Source organism: Streptomyces europaeiscabiei (assembly GCF_036346855.1).
Taxonomy (GTDB): Bacteria; Actinomycetota; Actinomycetes; order Streptomycetales; family Streptomycetaceae; genus Streptomyces; species Streptomyces europaeiscabiei.
The window spans coordinates 9,409,602-9,427,857 of the sequence record NZ_CP107841.1 but is presented as its reverse complement, the minus strand read 5'-3'; the positions used below and the strand labels follow the sequence as shown (position 1 = coordinate 9,427,857).

11 protein-coding genes are annotated in these 18,256 nt (G+C 68.0%); 10 read left to right on the top strand and 1 reads right to left on the bottom strand.

The features are described from left to right. The first annotated feature begins 652 nt into the window (after positions 1-652). The 4 genes from OG858_RS40930 to OG858_RS40915 all read left to right on the top strand — a co-directional run bounded on the left by OG858_RS40930 (position 653) and on the right by OG858_RS40915 (position 5,775). On the top strand, positions 653-2,188 hold the full coding sequence (locus OG858_RS40930; RefSeq protein ID WP_319315674.1) for a serine/threonine-protein kinase: 1,536 nt from the start codon (positions 653-655) through the stop codon (positions 2,186-2,188). A 339-nt stretch (positions 2,189-2,527) separates the two neighbouring features. Beyond that, a complete protein-coding gene (locus OG858_RS40925) occupies positions 2,528-3,529 on the top strand; it encodes a PaaX family transcriptional regulator (RefSeq protein WP_319065640.1) in 1,002 nt (333 codons plus the stop codon). 546 nt (positions 3,530-4,075) lie between these two features. Next, positions 4,076-4,294 carry a twin-arginine translocation signal domain-containing protein gene (locus OG858_RS40920; protein ID WP_179201288.1) on the top strand — a complete coding sequence of 73 codons (219 nt, stop codon included), beginning with the start codon at positions 4,076-4,078 and terminating at the stop codon, positions 4,292-4,294. A gap of 38 nt (positions 4,295-4,332) precedes the next feature. Further along, the gene (locus tag OG858_RS40915; protein ID WP_256960798.1) at positions 4,333-5,775 is read left to right on the top strand and encodes a glycoside hydrolase family 5 protein; all 1,443 of its coding nucleotides are present in this window, start codon (positions 4,333-4,335) and stop codon (positions 5,773-5,775) included. Positions 5,776-6,193: 418 nt separating this feature from the next. Here the strand turns inward: OG858_RS40915 and OG858_RS40910 are convergent, their stop codons facing one another. After that, entirely contained in the window at positions 6,194-8,098 is a 1,905-nt protein-coding gene (locus OG858_RS40910) for a rhamnogalacturonan lyase (protein WP_107482424.1), read from the bottom strand. A 678-nt stretch (positions 8,099-8,776) separates the two neighbouring features. Between OG858_RS40910 and OG858_RS40905 the strand changes: the two genes are divergently transcribed. From OG858_RS40905 to OG858_RS40875, 6 genes are all read left to right on the top strand, one after another. Continuing rightward, positions 8,777-9,814 (top strand): arabinogalactan endo-1,4-beta-galactosidase, encoded by a 1,038-nt coding sequence (locus OG858_RS40905; RefSeq protein WP_256960797.1) that lies wholly within the window; start codon positions 8,777-8,779, stop codon positions 9,812-9,814. An 88-nt stretch (positions 9,815-9,902) separates the two neighbouring features. Further along, complete coding sequence (locus tag OG858_RS40900; RefSeq protein ID WP_086751052.1) at positions 9,903-10,973, top strand: rhamnogalacturonan acetylesterase; 1,071 nt, start codon at positions 9,903-9,905, stop codon at positions 10,971-10,973. Between the two features lie 34 nt (positions 10,974-11,007). Continuing rightward, positions 11,008-11,871, top strand: coding sequence for an SGNH/GDSL hydrolase family protein (locus OG858_RS40895; RefSeq protein WP_086751047.1), 864 nt, complete (start codon positions 11,008-11,010; stop codon positions 11,869-11,871). An 818-nt stretch (positions 11,872-12,689) separates the two neighbouring features. Then, a complete protein-coding gene (locus OG858_RS40890) occupies positions 12,690-14,039 on the top strand; it encodes a right-handed parallel beta-helix repeat-containing protein (RefSeq protein ID WP_086751045.1) in 1,350 nt (449 codons plus the stop codon). A 4-nt stretch (positions 14,040-14,043) separates the two neighbouring features. Then, complete coding sequence (locus tag OG858_RS48355; RefSeq protein WP_373420878.1) at positions 14,044-16,227, top strand: family 43 glycosylhydrolase; 2,184 nt, start codon at positions 14,044-14,046, stop codon at positions 16,225-16,227. A gap of 90 nt (positions 16,228-16,317) precedes the next feature. After that, positions 16,318-18,249 carry a glycosyl hydrolase 53 family protein gene (locus OG858_RS40875; RefSeq protein ID WP_086751043.1) on the top strand — a complete coding sequence of 644 codons (1,932 nt, stop codon included), beginning with the start codon at positions 16,318-16,320 and terminating at the stop codon, positions 18,247-18,249. Positions 18,250-18,256 lie beyond the last annotated feature (7 nt).

Genomic DNA, 18,256 nt, shown 5'->3' with positions numbered 1-18,256 from the left:
CGACCTCGCCCGCTGTGCAACCCCCGGCGTGCACTCCCCCTCACCAGGGAGTGCACGCCTTCGTCGCCACCCCGGCTGACATCGCAACGTCCCGGCTCCTGCTCGACGAACCGTGGGGCGGCCGGCGCCCTGACGCTGCTCCGAACCCGCTCTCCTCGAACCGGACGAGGTGGCCGTGGACGAGTTCGCGTGGAGCTGTGCGGTGCACTTCCTCGGTTCCCCGGGGCCCGCACCGGCCGTAGCTCTTCCAGACGTCGTGCGTCCGCCTCCGCGCCTGCGCACACGGTTCGCGACGCGGCCCAGGTCGCCGGGTCGGGCCCGAGTGGGTGACATTCACGAGCCTGGTGCAAGGCCGATTTCCCGGGTGGACTCGTCCCCGCCCGCGTCCGCCGTGACTTCCGGCACATTCGCTGGAAGACCGTCCACCCTGCCCGGGCACCTCCCCGGCCCGGATCTTCCCTCCAGACCGTCCACTTGGCCTTTCGGCCGGTGAGGGGGGCTCGGGCTGCCAGGAGTTTCGCTGAGAATAGTGTGTTGTGGGTGTAAACGGTGATGCCTGGCGCGGACGCCACGGATGCGGTGCTCGGTTGTGCCGGTTCCGGGGGCCGAACCTGATCGGCAGTGCACGGAGGAGAGGGCGCGGGGCGTGAAATTGCTGGACGAGTCCGATCCGGGGGCTGTGGGGGGTTATCCCCTGCTGGCGCGGCTCGGTGAAGGTGGCATGGGGCGGGTGTACCTGTCCCGGACGGTGTCGGGTCGTCCGCTGGCGCTGAAGACGGTGCGCGCCGAGCTCGGACGGGAGCCGGGGTTCGAGGAGCGGTTCGCGCGGGAGATCCGCAACAGCGACCAGGTGCGCTCCCCCTGGACGCCTGCGGTGGTGGACTACAGCCCGGTGGGGCAACGCCCGCAGTGGCTCGCCACCGAGTACGTGGCCGCGCCGTCCCTGGCGGAGTGGGTGCGACAGTACGGCCCGCTGCCCGAGCAGAACGTCCGGGCACTGGCGGCCGAGCTTTTCGGGGCGCTGGGAGCGGTACACGGGGCCGGGCTGGCCCACCGGGATGTCAAGCCGTCCAATGTGCTGCTGGGCCGCCGCAGTCCGTTGCTCATCGACTTCGGGATCGCGCGCGCGAGGGAGGACACGCGTCATACGAGGACCGGCGGTGTGATCGGTACCCCCGGCTACCTGGCGCCGGAGCAGGCGAGCGCCGGGGAATCGGGTGCGCCTGGTGATGTGTTCTCGCTGGCTTCGGTGCTGGTGTACGCGGCAACGGGCCGGGGCCCGTTTTCCCGCCCCAACGAGGAGTTCTCGCCTGCGGTGCTGCTCTACCGCATCGTGCATCAGGAGCCGAACCTCGACGGCGTTCCGGCGGCCCTGATCCCGTTCCTGCGGTCCTGTCTGGCCAAGAACCCCGAGCAGCGGCCCACGCCCGCCGATGTGAGCGTTCTGCTGGAACGTCTGGGCGGCCGGTGCGGTACCTGGCCGCAGCTGCTGCCCGAGGCGCTGGAGAAGGATCTCGCCGTGCGCGAGGAGGAGGCGGACACGTTGGTCTCCACGACAGTGCGATCGCCATCTGTGCCGGCTGTGTCACGTGAGCCCGAAGACGGCCCGGCCCCGGCCGACGCGGGGACCGCCGTCCTGCCGCCTTCCGACGCCGTGCGACGGTGGCTGTCAAGCCGTACCGGCCGGGTGGTGGCCGGGACCACGGCCGCGGCCTTGATGGCGACGGCAGGCACGTTCGTCGTGCAGCATTCCTCCGGCGATGACGGGTCCGGCGGAACGCCTTCGGCCACATCGCTTCCCGCGGCCTGGGCAGGTACATGGGTCGGTACCGGGCCGGGCAATCCCACCCCTGACAGTTTCAGTAAGCCCCGGACCAACCGGTTCACCGTCACTTTGACTCTCCACCCGGCACAACAGGGTGAGGGGGCGGGCAAGCAAGTCAGCAACGTGACCGAAGTGAACACCAAACTCGAGCTGGGATGCACCGAGACCCTGAAGTTGCGGGAAGTACGCAAGGCTTCAATGGTCCTCACGGCTGTCACCAGCCAACCCACCGACCCCTCGGCCGAAGTGGGCTGTCCCCGCGGCAATGTCTACGTCGTCACGAAGACCGGCCGAGACACCCTGAGCCTGAGCGACGAGGGTGACCCGTCCGCCGGGGCGCCGTCCACTCTCACCCGGCGGTGACGGATGCTCCCGCCGGCCATGCGATGCCACCCCTTTCCCATCCATGGCCGGCTTCGCTGAGGCCGTAGCACTCCGTCGCCTCCGCCCTCCGGACGGACTCCCGGCGTGATCAACCAGCACGGCCGGACGGTGCCCGGCCATGAGCGGCCATGAACCTCTTCCTGCGCCGCCAGGTCATCGTCGGGTCAGGATGACGGTTCGCTGCCACCCCTCGGAGTACGCCGGTGTGGCTCACCTGGGCACCGTCCGGGCACCTTCACTTCACCGGTGCGCGGCGGTCCCGCCGGGTGGGCCGATTCCGGCGGAGCCCCACCCGACGATCTCCCAACGGTTAAAGTGGTGCCGATCCTGTCCACCGCGCCGGAGCCGATCTTGCCGAACCTGTCCCACCTCGAGGAGATCTTCTCCGACGAGGGTGACGGCGCCGCCGGCCCCGTGCGGTCGCCCGGTTGGCAGAGCGGCGTATCGCCGCAGGGACTCACGGTGACATTGATCGCCGACTACACGTTCCCCGTCCGGGCGTGGTTGCCGTCGGCGGCGATCGTGGCACTGCTCGGAGAGTTCCAGGTGACCGCGGGCGCCGCCCGCACGACGATCAGCAGGCTGATGCGCCGTGGGGTGCTGGAGGGCAGCCGGCGCGGGCGGTACAGCTCCTACCGACTGACGTCGCAGGCCGCCGTCGATCTATGGAGCGGCGCCAGCTCGATCGCCACCTTCACCACCCAACCCGACTCATGGGACGGTCGGTGGACACTGATCGCCTTCTCCGTCCCGGAGCAGGAGAGCACGCGGCGGCGCGCACTGCGCACCGCGCTGCGCTGGCGCGGATTCGCGCCGCTGTACGACGCGCTCTGGGTGTCGCCGCATCCCCTGACCCCCAAGGGGCGGATCGAGGTGGCCGACCTGGCGCGGGGAGCGGTTACCGTGTTCCGCGCGCGGCAGGAGGAACTGGACACGGAGGTCGACCGCAATCCGGTCGAGGCGTGGGACCTGCCCGGCATCGCCGAGCACTACCGGGCTTTCATCGACCGTTGGAGCGGCCTGCTTCCGCTCATCAGCACCGACCGCGTCACCGGTGCCGACGCGGTGCGCGCCCGGACCGAGGTCATGCACGCCTACCGGCACTTCCCCATCCTGGACCCGCTGCTCCCCGTCGGGCTGCTGCCGCCCGGCTGGCCCCGGTCGCGGGCGCGGGAAGTGTGCGTCGCGGTGTACGACGGACTGCTCCAGCCGGCCCAGGACCATGTCCGCTCCGTAGTGACCCGATTCGCGCAGGGACCGCACCCCGACATCAGGGCCCATACGATCGCCGGCATGAGTGCGGGTATCGGCTACGGCTGACGGCGGGCCGCCGCGATGTGATCGGACGGCTCCGAAGACGTCACACCGTGCCTCCTGCGCCTGCGATCTGTCGAATGCGCGTCGAAGACAACAGAGTTGGGCGCCAATGATTGACAGATCGGCACCCGATCGGGAATGTACCTGTTGCAAGACATGTGGGAACGCTCCCAGAGGTGCGGCACACGACGAGTGGAAGGAGAGGCACCCCTACGCCACTTCCGCAGAATCAACACCTCCCCATCAGACGGGCGGGCAGGTGGGTGCGAAGGGCTGCTCCCTCCATGCGTCACGGTACGGGCGGTGTTCAGCGACTCGCCGCGTCTCTGCCGGCGAGGCCACACCACCCCGATGACCGCCACCGGCACCGGCACCGGCACCGGCACGAGCGGAACGTCCTGCACCGTGCGCGATGCGCCTGCCTGATCACCTCCACGACCACTTCCCCCCCCACCATCCAGGTCAGTCTCACCGCCGCGGCATCACCGACGCCTCTTCCCGGCTCCTGACCGAGCAGCGCTCCGCACACCCCCCACACCAGGAGTCTTCATGACCATGCAACGGCGCAGTTTCCTGACCCTGAGCACGGCCGGAGCCGCGGGCGTGGGCATGTCCCTGCTCGGCTCGGGCCAGGCAGAAGCCACCGCGCGGGCGGGAGCTCCGACCCTGCGGTTCGCGGCCGGCGTGCGCCAGTACGCCTGGAGCCGCGACCGCCTTCGCGCCGACGCCACCTCCCGTACGACCACCTGGGAATCCGCCCTGAGCTGAGGAGCAACCACGCACGGCCGGGGGTGCGCGCGTCCGCCGTGATCGCCGCGCATCCGGGCCGTGCGGGGTGCGTGGCCGCCCACCACGCCCGCAAGGCCAGCCGTCGCGCCATCGGCTGTGTTCGTTTCCCGGCCGACGTGGACACACCGCCCGGACAGCGGGCGGCTCCGGCCGCTCCCACTCGTGCAGACAGATCCACTTGGGGGCCCGACACCCCCGAGGACGCAAAGAAAGGAAAGCTCATGGTTTCACTAGCAGGGAAGATCAGAATCGTTTTCCTTGCCGTCCTGTTGGCAGTTGCCGCATCCGTGTACGGCGCGGCGCATCAGGCATCGGCCGACACCGTGGCACAGTCGAGCGCTTCGCAGATCGTGGCCGACATGGGCGCGGGGTGGAATCTGGGGAACCAACTCGAAGCCACCACCAACGGAATCCCCAGCGAAACAGCGTGGGGCCAGCCGACGGTCACGCAGGCCCTCATCGACAAGGTGAGGGCGGCAGGGTTCAGGACGATCCGGATCCCGGTCTCCTACCTGGGATACATAGGGGCCGGCCCGAATTACACGATCAACGCCTCCTGGCTGAACAGAGTCCAGGAAGTCGTCAACTACGCCTACAACAGGGGCCTGCATGTGCTGATCAACATGCACGGCGACGGGTACAAGACCGTCAACGGCTCCTGGCTGATCTGCGATTCACCCTCCCAGGCGACGATCAAAGCCAAGTACGAGAAAGCTTGGCAGCAGATCGCGAACAGGTTCAAGAACTACGACCAGCGCCTGATCCTGGAGTCCATGAACGAGGAGTTCGACGGGCAGTACGGCCGCCCGACCCAACCGTGCTACTCGAACATCAACAGCTATAACCAGATCTTCGTGGACACCGTGCGGAAAACGGGTGGAAACAACAGTTCGAGGTGGCTGCTCGTGACCGGATGGAACACGAACATCGATTACACCGCGGGGAACTACGGATTCGCGCTTCCGTCCGACCAGTACCGCTCCCCCTCCATTCCCGCAAATGAGCGACGGATCATGATCTCCGTTCACCACTACAGCCCGTGGGACTTCGCCGGAGAGGAAAGCGGCACCATCACTCAATGGGGCCGGGCGGCGACCAACCCATCGAGGACGTCGACCTGGGGACAGGAGGACTACCTGGACGCGCAGCTCAAGACGATGCGCGACGTGTTCGTCACCAAGGGGTATCCGGTCGTGCTGGGCGAATACGGTGCCATCGACAAGTCATCCTTCGATTCGTCGAACAACAGGTACCGCGCGGACTTCGCTCGGGCCGTCACGGCCACCGCCAAGAAATACGGCGCGGCCCCCGTCTACTGGGACAACGGTGCCACCGATCGGTACGGGTTCGGGCTGTTCAACCGGCGCTCCCTCACGGTCACCCAGCAGGGCATCATCAACGCCATCATGACCGGCGTCGGCAGCAGCGTCCCCGGCTCCGGCCTTCCGTCCGGCGCGTAGCGGGACCGCCTCCCGGCGACGGGTGCCTACCAGGTGCGGCCGAGAAGGTGCCGTGTCCCGTCGGTCACCTGTGCCACGGGGACGGGCCGAGCGGCGTGCGGTGTCGCGAGGTGCCGAAGTCGGGGAGCCGATGCCCGGGAAGTGAGATGCACCGCTGCTCGATGCCGACGGGCAGCGGTGCCTCGGCCCACCCCGCGAGCAAATCGGTGTCTGCGCTGGTGCGGTGACTGCCGAGTGGACGACAGAAAGGCGGCGCGACGATGAGGGATCACGTTGGCCGATGCGCGGACGACTGCTGCGGGTGAGCAGTCCTTGCTTCACGGTCCGTACGTCCTGACCCTGCCGGTGAGGCGGACGACGAACACCTCTCCCCTGATGCTTGAACTCGCTCGAGCATCAGGGGAGTCGGCTGTCCGGCTCAGCGGCCGTTCGGCGCCGCGACGGTGGGGCGGGGTGGCGTGGGCATGCTGGCGCCGATGAAGAAGCTGGGGTGCGGGGGCTGGTTGTAGGCAGTGTTCTGCCAGGCCAGGGCCGTGCGGTACTGGGTGTCGTGGAGGAGGGTCGTGATCCGCGTAGTGGTCTGGTGCGGCGTGGAGTAGATCCGCAGGGCCGTGTTGCTGGACGTCGGCCAGATGACCTCCTCGCGCCAGTCGCCGAGGATGTCGCCGGACAAGGACGGCGTCGACTTGGTGCCGTTGTTGGAGTGGACCCCGGAGCCGGTGAGCAGGCGGGTGTCACCGGAGGTGCCGTACTTGTCGATGTGGGTGCCGTCGAGGAGTTCGCGCGTGGTGTCGCCGTCCCACCACGCGAGGAAGTTGCTGGACCCGGGCTTGCGGCCGGCGACCACCGCGCCCTTGGGATTGCGGACGCCGCTCACGAGCGACGACCACGACTCGGCGCCCGCGCTGCCGGACCAGATGTCACCGGACACACCCCGGCCGTTGTCACCGCCGGCCGGGGTGGACCAGAGGATCTGGCCGGTCCTCGCGTCCGCCATCCAGGAGGACGGCTTGGAGCCGTCCTCGTCGACCTTGAACTCCTCCAGACCCGGCCGGGACGGGTCGAGGTCGCCCACGTGCATCGCGTCCCCGTGGCCGTTCCGCGTCGTCCACAGGCCGTTGCCGTTGTCGTCGACGGCCATCGCGCCGTAGACGACCTCGTCCTTGCCGTCCCCGTCCACGTCCGCGACCGACAACTGGTGGTTGCCCTGGCCGGCGTAGCCGCTGTTGGCGTTGGAGTCGAAGGTCCACCGGCGGGTGAACTGTCCGTTCCGCCAGTCCCAGGCCGCGATCACCGCACGGGTGTAGTAGCCACGAGCCATGATCACCGAGGGGCGTGAGCCGTCCAGGTAGGCCGTGCCCGCCAGGAACCGGTCCACGCGGTTGCCGTAGGAGTCCCCCCAGGACGACACCGTGCCTCGGGCCGGGACGTAGTCGACGGACTGCATCGCCTTGCCCGTCTGCCCGTTGAACATCGTCAGGTACTCGGGGCCGGACAGCACATAGCCCGAGGAGTTGCGGTGGTCTGCCGAGGAACTGCCGATGACCGCGCCGGTTCCGTCCTTGGTGCCGTCGGCGGTCTTCATGGCGATCTCGGCCCGGCCGTCGCCGTCGTAGTCGTACACCTGGAACTGTGTGTAGTGCGCGCCGGAGCGGATGTTGCGGCCCAGGTCGATCCGCCACAGGCGGGTGCCGTCGAGCCTGATGCCGTCGACGACCGTGTTGCCGGTGTAGCCGGACTGGGAGTTGTCCTTGGCGTTCGTCGGCTGCCACTTCAGAACGATGTCCAGGGTGCCGTCGCCGTCGAGGTCGCCCACGGAGGCGTCGTTGGCCTCGTAGGTGTACGGCGAGTTGCCCGGTGAAGTGCCCCCGGGCGGCGGGGAGATCGGCACGTCCTTGTACCCGGTGCGGAACTGGAGCGCGTGCTCGGACGGCGCCTGCTCGACGCCGTTCACCACCGCGCGCACCGTGTAGTCGGCCGAGTCCGGGGCGCCGGCGTCCACGTAGTTCGTCGAGGTGGTCAGCGGCGAGGAATTGAGCCTGGTGCCGCCACGGTAGACGTTGAAGGCAACATCGTTCGGGTCAGTGGCCAGCCACCGCCACGACACCAGGTTCCCGCTGCCGGTGTGGACGCTGGTCAGGCCCCGATCCAGGCGTTCCACCTGCCGCGCGGTCGCGGCGTGCGCGGTCTGCGGCAGTCCGGTGAGTGCGGAGAGGGCCAGTGCGGTGGCGGCCGTCAGGCCGCGGAACAGCCGCTTGCTCGACCGGCGTGGGAATCGCCTGGGGAGCGCTGCGGTGCGCGGATGCCGGTGCGGGTCGGTCACGATGACCTCCGATGTGGGGGATGGTATGAAGATCGCGGAGACGGCGGTCTCACCACCGGTATGGGAACGTTCCCAGTCGCTGCGAGGGTAGAAATTCGGTGATAGCCCGTCAAGCATTCCGTTGACCCCTTCTGTTCGAGCATGTTCGGATGCGAGCCGACGAGATGTCCCGCGCGCAGCCTCGCCCCCGGAGCCGCATTCCTTCGAATGGGCACTTGAACTGGGCCGACTTCCACCGTTCCAGACAGCTCACGACCGAGACACCGCGAGCGCCCGTCCACAGGATCACACTGCTTCTTCCATGAATTGCTGTGCAATGGTTGACAGCTTCGTGCCCGATCGAGAAGCTGCGTGATGTACGTCAAGTTCGTTGTGATGCGATTGCGCACTTCCATCGGCACACTCCCTGTGATCGCTCACAGGTCCGACCTCATGGAGCGTCCCTGGCACGCCCAGGCCGCCCCCTTCGACAGCTGCCACGCGCACGCACTCCTGCCGTAGTTGTCACCCCACCACGGGAGACGCATCGGCCGGATCGCATGCGATCACACCAACTCCCCTCGTCCGAGAGTCAGTTGCTCAACCCGTCCGCCTCGCTCCTCGAAATCTCCTTCTCACCCCTCCCTCTCCGCCGACCGTGACGGCTCACTCGCGGCCGGCGGAAGCAAAGGACCCACCATGTCCCCGCAACCCCCCACACCAGTTGCCGGGCGCATCAGCCGGCGAACACTGCTCAAGGCCACCACCGCCACCGCCGGAGCGCTCGCCACCGCGGTCGCGTTCGCCGAACTCGAGACACCTGCCGAGGCCGCGGCGAGTTTCGTCAAGGGCGTCGACATCAGCTGGGCACCTCAGATGGAGGCGCGCGGCCACTCCTGGAAGAACGCGAGCGGGCAGACCCAGGATCTGCTGACGATCCTCAAGGGCTACGGCATCACCGCCGTACGGCTGCGCACCTTCGTCAACCCGTCGAACGACCCGGCCAACGGGCACTGCGGCATCAACGAGGTCGCCGCCTTCGCCAAGCGGGTCAAGGCCGCCGGCATGTCGATCATGCTCGACTACATGTTCGGCGACACCTGGAACTCCGTCGGCGTGCAGAACCCGCCCGCGGCCTGGCGGAACATGAGCTACAGCCAGATGCGCACCGCGCTGGGCACGTACGTGAACCAGACCATGGCGGTCATGAGGAACAACGACGTGCTCCCCACCTGGGTGCAGATCGGCAACGAGATCAACAGCGGAATCTGCCGCCCGGTCGGCAGCGTCTCCAACGGGGCGCAGATGACGGGGCTACTCAACGCCGCATACGACCAGGTCAAGGCGGTGTCACCGAACTCGACGGTGTGCATCCACCTGGCCCAGCCGCAGAAGTACGACGTGATGACGACGTTCTTCAGCCGCTTCGCCGCGAGCGGCGGCAAGTGGGACATGTCGGTGTTCTCGTCCTACGGCAGTGCCGACCTCGCCCCCGGGATCGTGGCGAACATGAAGAAGATCTCCGACGCCTACGGCAAACCGTTCCTGCAGAGCGAGTTCGGTGGCCGGGTGGACCGGGTCTCCGCCACCCAGGCCTCGCTGGTCGCCTACATCAAGGCCCTCAAGACCAACGGCGGGCAGGGCATCTTCTACTGGGAGCCGGAGTGCATGTCCCCGTTCACCGGCTACAACATGGGGCCTGGGACTCCTCCAGCAAACGGCCCACAGCGATCATGAACGGCTTCACCCAGGCCTGAGCGACGGGCCATGGACCTCACCCGGGCAACTCTCCGGTCAGGAATGGGGATTGGTGATTGTAATGAACATGACATCTTATTTCGAAGGGCACGGGCCCAGGCTGGGAGTGGTCGGTCTGCTGACCCTTGCGACGCTGGTCGGCACCGGTGCGGGGCATACCAGTGCCACCACACGGGCGCTGCCGGCCGGTTGTTCCGGCACTGCGCCGATCAAGTGTCACTACGCGGTCTCACCCGGCACCTACGACGTGACGGTCTCCCTCGGTGGTGCCGCCGCCGCCGAGACCGACATGTGGGTGGAGGCCCGGCGCCTGATGCTTCCGGCGACGAAGACGGCGGCCGGTGCCGCCACCACGTACTCGTTCACGGTCGACGTGCGGCAGTTGGAAGGGCAGCCGACCGGCCAGGGCGGCACCGGAAACCCCGGTCTGGACATCCGGTTCGCGGGGGCCGCCCCGCAGGTGTCGGCCGTCTCAGTGAAACCGGCGAGCCGACCGCTGGTCGCCTACCTGGCCGGTGATTCGACCGTGTGCGACCAGCCCGTGGCCCCGTACACGGGCTGGGGCCAGATGATCACACCGGCGGTGGGCCCCGGTGCATCCGTCGCCAACTATGCCGATTCGGGGGAGAGTTCGGGCAGTTTCCTGAGGAACTCGGCGCTCTTCCCGGCGTTGCTGCCCAAGATCAGGGCGAACGACGCGGTCTTCATCCAGTTCGGCCACAACGACAAACAGACCAGCGCGTCAGCCTTCCGGAGCAATCTCACCTCCATGATCACGCAGGTCCGTGCGAAGGGCGGCGTCCCCGTCCTGGTGACGCCGCCGGTCCGCCGGCTGTTCGACGGCAACCGGCTCACGCCCACAGCACTGCACGTCAACGGCGTCGGCGTGAACCTGCCCGCCGAGATGCGCTCTGTCGGCACGGCGCAGAACGTGCCGGTGATCGATCTCACCACCAAGAGCAGGACGCTGGTCGAGTCCCTCGGCCCGTCCGCCTCCGCACAGCTCTTCCTGCGCTCATCCGTCGACGGTGTCACGGACAACACCCACTTCTCGCAGTACGGCGCGAGCCAGATGGGCGGGCTGGTGCTCCGGAGCATCCGCGAGCAGCGCCTGCCCCTGGCCGCGTACCTGCGCTGACCGACGCCCGGCGCCCGTCCCAAGGAGGGACCCGTTGAGGAACTTACGGATTCTCATCACGACCGCGCTCGTGATCGCCTTGTCGAGCCTCGGTGTCAGCGCCGCATCCGCGGCGGACCGCGTCGCCACGAACTGCACCAGTGCCTCCCAGGCCCCGGCCGCACGGGCGGCCGCCGCGCCGGTCACCGTGTGGCTGGCCGGCGACTCCACCATGGCCAACCCGAGTTCCGGCCGTTGTCCGGTCGGCTGGGGCAGCCAGTTCGACGCCCTGTTCAACAGCGACGTGACCGTCAAGAACCAGGCCGTCGGAGGCCGCAGCATCCAGACCTGGCTGTACGAGGGGAACGTGAGCAGCACCAAGGGCTCGGACGGTGAGTGCCGCCTCACCTCCACCACGTACTCGTCCCGCTGGCAAGCGATGCTGAACTCGAGCACCGGAATGAAGGCAGGTGACTACCTGTTCATCCAGTTCGGCATCAACGACTCCTCCTCGACCTGCCCCCGGCACGTCGGCCCGGCCCGGTACCAGCAGCTGATGACCACGATGGCGCAGGCCGCCCTGGCCCGGGGCGCGCACCCGGTGCTGCTCACCCCGGTGGCCGCCATCACCTGCTCCGGCGCCACGGCGACCAAGAACCGCGGCTTCGTGGGCGAGACCTTCGCCGCCGGATCCGCCACCAGGGCGCCCGTCATCGACCTGCAGACGCTCAGCGTCTCGCTCTACAACAGTCTGCGCTTCTGCCCGAACAACGGCGACTACGGAGGCAGTGGTCCCCTGGGCACCTTCTTCTGCAACGACCACACCCACTTCGACACCTACGGCGCCCAGCGGGTCGCAGGGCTCGTCGCCGCTGATGTGCGCCGCCAGAACCTCCCGCTCGCCGCGTATCTCAGGTAGCACGCGGCAGTGGGCGCGAACCGGGGCCGGTCGGTTCGCGGGTGGCCTCGATGACGGCGGGCCGCAGCCCGAGGTCGCAGTCGTCCCCGTCTGACGATGGCGTGCGCCAGCGGCTCGACTCCGACCGGGCCGCGGCGTGCGACGAAGGCAGAGGCCGGGGCCGGGGCGAGGGTACGACCGGCGAGGCGAGATCCGCATCGGTGGTGACAGAAGGACTCTCCATGGGTGAGTCACGACTGGTCCGCTCGACAGTTGCGGTGGTTCCGGACCGGCGTGCGAGTGGGGCGTCAGCGCCCAACTGCACAGCGGGGAGATGGAGTTTGGCATCGGCGCGGTGTTGTGGACACGACGTGCGTGCCGTGTTCCAGTCGCCGCGTTCGCGTGGATATCCGAAATCGACAGCCGGGGCATGCCGGAGGCCCACCGCCACGGAGTCACGCGGCCACTTCGTCCTGTGGGCCATGAGGTCCGCACCGCCGCTCGTGGGCGGCGAGTGCGGCGTGTCGGCGGCATGTCGGCGGCAGTGCCGAGCCTGCTGAAGCACGCAGCCCCGTTCGACCGGACCGGTTGTTCGCGATGTACGTTCGGCCACGACCCGGGAGATCAGGGCGGGTTCGGCTACGTCGCGGCCGTCGGCCGGACGATGTTCCTCCTGATCACAGTGTTCTCCATCATCAACTGTGAGGCTCATCGACCGCGCTCATGCCGGTGATCCCACTGATCGGGATCTTCCTGATCGGCTCGCGCCACTCCATCGTCGCCTGGCCGCCGGCGCCATGAAGCTGAAGAAACACGCACCTGACTCGGGAGATGACGCTGTGAGAACCGCGAAGTTCGGCACCCCTGCCCTCCTGCTCTCGGTGGTCACGGCGAGTTCCGTCGCCATGACCCCCGGCTCGGCGTCCGCGAGCACCGCGGCGGCCGGAAACACCTACTACGTCGCCCCGAACGGAAACAACGGAGCAGCAGGTACGCAGGCCGCTCCGTGGGCATCGATCGCCCGTGCACAGGCCGTAGCCACGGCGGGCGACACGGTCTACTTCCGGGGCGGCACCTACGCCTACACCCGCGCGAACAGTACCTGTTCGAGTCAGACCGCCAAGGTCGACGCGATCACCCTCAACAAGAGCGGCAGCTCGGGCAACCCGATCCGGTACTGGGCCCAGCCGGGCGAGAAACCGGTCTTCGACTTCTCGCGGATGACGGACAACTGCCGCATCAAGGGCTTCGACGTCACCGGCAACTGGATCCACCTCAAAGGACTGGAAGTCAAGGGCGTTCCCCAGAACAACAACCGCAACGCCGAGTCCTGGGGGATCTGGGTCTCCGGCAGCAACGACGTCTTCGAGCAGATCAACACCCACCACCACATGGGCACCGGCCTGTTCATCAGCGGCGGAGCCGGCAACCTCGTCCTCAACTCGGACGCGCACGACAACTACGACCCGCGCAGCGTCGACGGGCCCGGCGAGAACGCCGACGGGTTCGGTTCGCACTACACGCCGGCCGGCCGCCCCGCGAACGTGTTCCGGGGTTGCCGCGCGTGGTGGAACGCCGATGACGGGTTCGACCTCATCTCCACCTACTCGCCCGTGATCATCGAGAACTCGTGGGCCTGGCGCAACGGGTACGTGCCGGGGACGACGACGCCCTCCGGCAACGGAGCCGGCTTCAAGTCCGGCGGCTACGGGGGCGACTACGAGGCCAACGCGCCCAAGCACACCGTCCGCTCCTCGGTGGCGTTCCTCAACAAGGCGGCCGGCTTCTACGCCAACCACCACCCGGTGGCCAACGACTTCTTCAACAACACCGGCTACGGAAACCACCCCAACTTCAACATGCTGGGAATCGACTCGCGCGGCGCCGCCGTCGGCCGGGGCAACCTGCGCAACAACATCGCCTACACCGCAACGGCGACGTCGAACATGAGCGGCACGAACGCCGCGTACAACTCCTGGAACCTCGGCGTCCCCCTGTCGGACTCCCAGTTCCGCAGTGTGTCGACGTCCGGCTGGGACGCGCCCCGCCGGACCGACGGGACCCTGCCCGTGCTGCCCCACCTCCGTCTCGCGGCGAACAGTGCCCTGATCGACAAGGGCACGGACGTGGGACTGCCCTTCAGCGGAAGTGCGCCGGATCTCGGCGCCTTTGAGAACGATGGAAGGTGACCCCGTGAAGCAGAGATCGCATGTCGTCACGAAGTACTGGAAGTTGGCTGCCGCCGCGCTGTTGTCCGTCGCGTTATCGGCACCACTCTCGGCGAGCACCGCCGCGGCGGAGACACCCGCGCCGCAGAGACAGGCAACGGAGCTCCAGGACCAGGGGGCGACTGCTGGGCCGGTGGTGGATCGCGGCCTCGAGTACCTGGTGTCCGACTACCGGACGCGCACTCCGGCGAAGTACACGGCTGACTCCTGGAAGCCCTTCGCCAAGGCGTTGACCGCCGCGGCCGAGGTCGCCGACGACACTTCGGCCACCACGTCGGACGTCGCCGACGCGAAGACGGCGCTGATGACCGCCGCCGCCGATCTGAAGGCCGCCGACGAAGGCACGTTCCAGACCATCACGAACAACACCTTCTGGAACGACACCAGCGGCAACCCCATTTATTCGCAGGGTGGCGGGGTCTTCAAGTTCGGTGACACCTACTACTGGTACGGCGTGCACTACAGCGGCGCCGAGCTCTACCGGGCCAATCCGACGAGGAAGTACGACGGGAACGTCAGCTTCGTCTCGATCCCCGTGTACTCGTCCAAGGACCTGGTGAACTGGAAGTTCGAGAACCGGGTCGCGACGCGCTCGACCACGATCCAGAACGGCGCCACCCTCGGTCAGGCAGGGTGGGTCGGGCGCCTCGGGGCCGCGTACAACGAGAACACCGGAAAGTACGTGCTCGCCACCCAGGCTTATGTCGGAGGCGGGCACGGGGTCCTGTTCCTCCAGGGCGACTCTCCCACCGACACCTTCGACCACGGCTACTTCCAGACCCAGATCACCAATTCCCCCACGACCGGCACCGGAGATCAGACCGTCTTCACCGACGACGACGGCAAGGACTACCTGATCTTCTCCAACCGGGAAGGCCGCGGGCGCGCCTTCGTCAGCAAGCTCAGGGAGTCGGACTCGCTGCGGGCGGAGCCCGGCGTGCAGATCGGTCAGAACTCCTCCGGCCGCGAGGGCAACGCCATGTTCAAACTCGACGGCAAGTACTACCACGCGGCGTCGGACCTGCACGGCTGGAACAGTTCGGTCGCGCACGTCCTGGAGTCGACCAGCAGCAACATCCAGGGGGCCTACACCAGCGAGTACACACTCGCCGGCACCGAGATGGACTACAGCCACGTGACGCAGACCGGGTTCTTCGTGACGGTCAAGGGCACCAAGCAGAACACGGTGATCTTCGCCGGCGACCGCTGGGCCGACTTCGCCTGGAACGGCATCGGGTACAACCAGTGGATGCCGGTGACCAAGACCGGCGCGAGGCCGCAGTTCCACTCGGTGAGCCAGTGGCAGTTCAACGCCACGACCGGGGAGTGGCGTGCCGGACCGGCGAACAACTACCTCCTCAACCCCGACATCCAGGCCGACCGCGTCATCGTCTCCAGCGTTCGGGGATGGCGGAACCTCGGCGGTTCGGTGACCAACGTCAACGGTGGTGTGAACGGGTCTCGCTTCGCCCTCCAGGTGAGCAACAGCGGCGGCGTCGAGCAGCGGATCGAGTCGGTGCCCGCAGGCACCTACACCCTGTCCCTGCACGCTCGGGGTAGCGCCGGACAGGTCGTGATCACCGGCGCCGACGGCAGCCCACGCACCCTCGGCATCCCGTCGTCGAGCGGCTGGGTCAAACGCGAGCTCACCGGCATCGAGCTGCCCGGCGGAGCCGCCACCGTCACCGTGCGGGCGTCGGGTTCGGGCGGCGTCACCGTCGACCAGCTCTCACTCGTCAAGACCTTGGCCGGCACACCAGCGCCTCCGGGGCGTCACGAGGCAGAGACCGCTCCGGCGCAGTGCCGGGGCACGATCGACTCGAACCAAGCGGGCTATTCCGGTAGCGGGTTCTGCAACGGCAATGCCGCAGCGGGGGCCTTCGCGGAGTTCACCGTGAACTCCGCGACCGCCCGTACGGCGACCCTGGGGATCCGGTTCGCCAACGGCGCCACCAGCGGTGCGAGGCCGGCGAACCTGGTCGTCAACGGATCCACGGTGGGGACGGTGTCGTTCGAGTCCACCGGTGCGTGGACGACGTGGACGACCAAGACCGTCACCGTCTCGCTGAACGCCGGCAGCAACACCATCCGGTGGGATCCGACCACGGCAGCCGGACTGCCCAACGTCGACTACCTCGATGTCGGCTGACTGACCTTCCGTGCTCTGCCGGTCTTAGCGACCGGCGGAGCGTACGGAACAGCCCATGCCGCCCCTACGTGACATCGTCAGGAGAAGGACATGAGCAGAACGCGTCTCCCCCGCGCCATCGCGGTCACGACGACGTTGGTCACCATGGTGTCCGCGAATCTACTCATGGTGCCCGAGCCGGCCCACGCGACCTTCGGAACCGCGGACATCAAGCCGATCGAAAGCAATATCGCCGCCAAGCCCTGGGCCTCGGCGACGGCCGCCACCGGCTCGTCCGGCGCCCGTCTGGCCACCGACGGCGACCCGGCGACGTCCTGGCATCCGGACCGTGCCGACGCCCGTCAGTGGCTCACCGTCGACCTCGGTGGAACCTACGACAACCTGCGCAAGGTCAAGGTGCTCTTCCCGGACCGTGGCATGGCCCACCGGTACGTCGTCGAGGCCTCGTCCGACGGTCGCCGGTGGAAGACCATCGCCGACAGGTCCCACAACCGAGCCGTGTCGCGAGGGGAGGTGCACCTGTTCACCCGGCCGGCAACACGGTTCGTCCGGCTGACCTTCACAGGTGGGCCGGGCCGGACCCGGGCAGGTGTCAGCGAACTCCAGGTCTTCAACTACCTGCGCGAGGGCCTCACCCTCGGCGCCGATCTGTCCTGGATGGACGACGTCCAGGACCGGCAGTACTGGGTCGACCCCTTGGCCGGGAACCGCGGCGCCGGGCCACACCTGCTCGACGTGGCCAAGGACCGTGGCATCGAGTACAGCCGGCTGCGGATATTCAACGAGCCGCGCAGCGAGAGCACCGGCCGACCGACGCCGGTACCGCGCCAGGGCCCGGAGCGCTCACTGGTCTCCGCCAAGTGGATCAAGCAGCGGGGCATGGGCCTGGGGATCGACTTCCACTACGCGGACTCGTGGGCGGACCCGAGCAAGCAGCCAAAACCACGCGCCTGGGCCGAGCTGGAGTTCGCGGACCTGTCCGATGCGGTGTACGACTTCACCGCCGACTATCTGAAACGGTTGATCCGGCAGGGCACCACACCGGAGAAGGTGGCCGTCGGCAACGAGATCATCAATGGCTTCATGTACGGCAGCGAGGCGGCAGGCATCGGCACGACGAATCCGCCGTACTTCGTCGACCAGGCCGATGTCTACCAGTCCCAGCCCGGCGGTGGCCTGCTGTGGAAGTACTGGCGGTCGGCCGACCCGGTGGAGCGTCAGCTCTACGACCAGTCGTGGGACCGGTTCACCACCCTGGCCGCGGCCGGGATCAAGGCGGTCCGTGACGCGTCACCGACGTCCAAGGTCGAGATACACGTGATCGTCGACAGGGACAAGCTCGCCAAGACCATGGAGTTCTGGCACCAGTTCCTCACCCGGGTGAAGGCGAAGGGTCAGAACCCCGATGTGCTGGCCATCTCGTACTACCCGGAATGGCACGGTACGCCCGAGGCACTGGATCTCAACCTGAACACCATGGCGACCGCGTACCCCGGCTACGAGATCGACATCGCCGAAACCGCCTACCCCGCGTCGGGCGGCGACGGCTCGCCGTTGCCCAACTCGCCCTACCCGCGGACCGTTCAGGGGCAGGCGGACGCGCTCCGGAGGGTGTTCCAGGCCGCCAACGACGTGGTCGACAACCGAGGTTCAGGAGCGCTGGTGTGGGAGCCGGCGGGCTACCAGCCGATGTTCCGGGCCGTGCCCGGACTGGCGAACACATGGGAGCCGCACGCGTCCGTCAACGTCTTCAACGCCAGCCGCGCCAAGCACATCCTCCAGGACACCGTCCACACCGCCACCGTGGTGGGAGCCGCCCCGAAGCTGCCCTCCTCCATCCGCATGCTCACCACCGCCGACAACGAGATCACCCATGTCCCCGTCCGCTGGCAGCCGTTGCCACCCGGCTCGACCGAGAAGCCAGGTGAGGTGACAGTCACCGGGACGACCGGCGCAGGACCGGTCACGGCGGTCATCGACGTCATGCCCGGACACGGCGAACACGACGCGACCACCTCATAGCCGACGT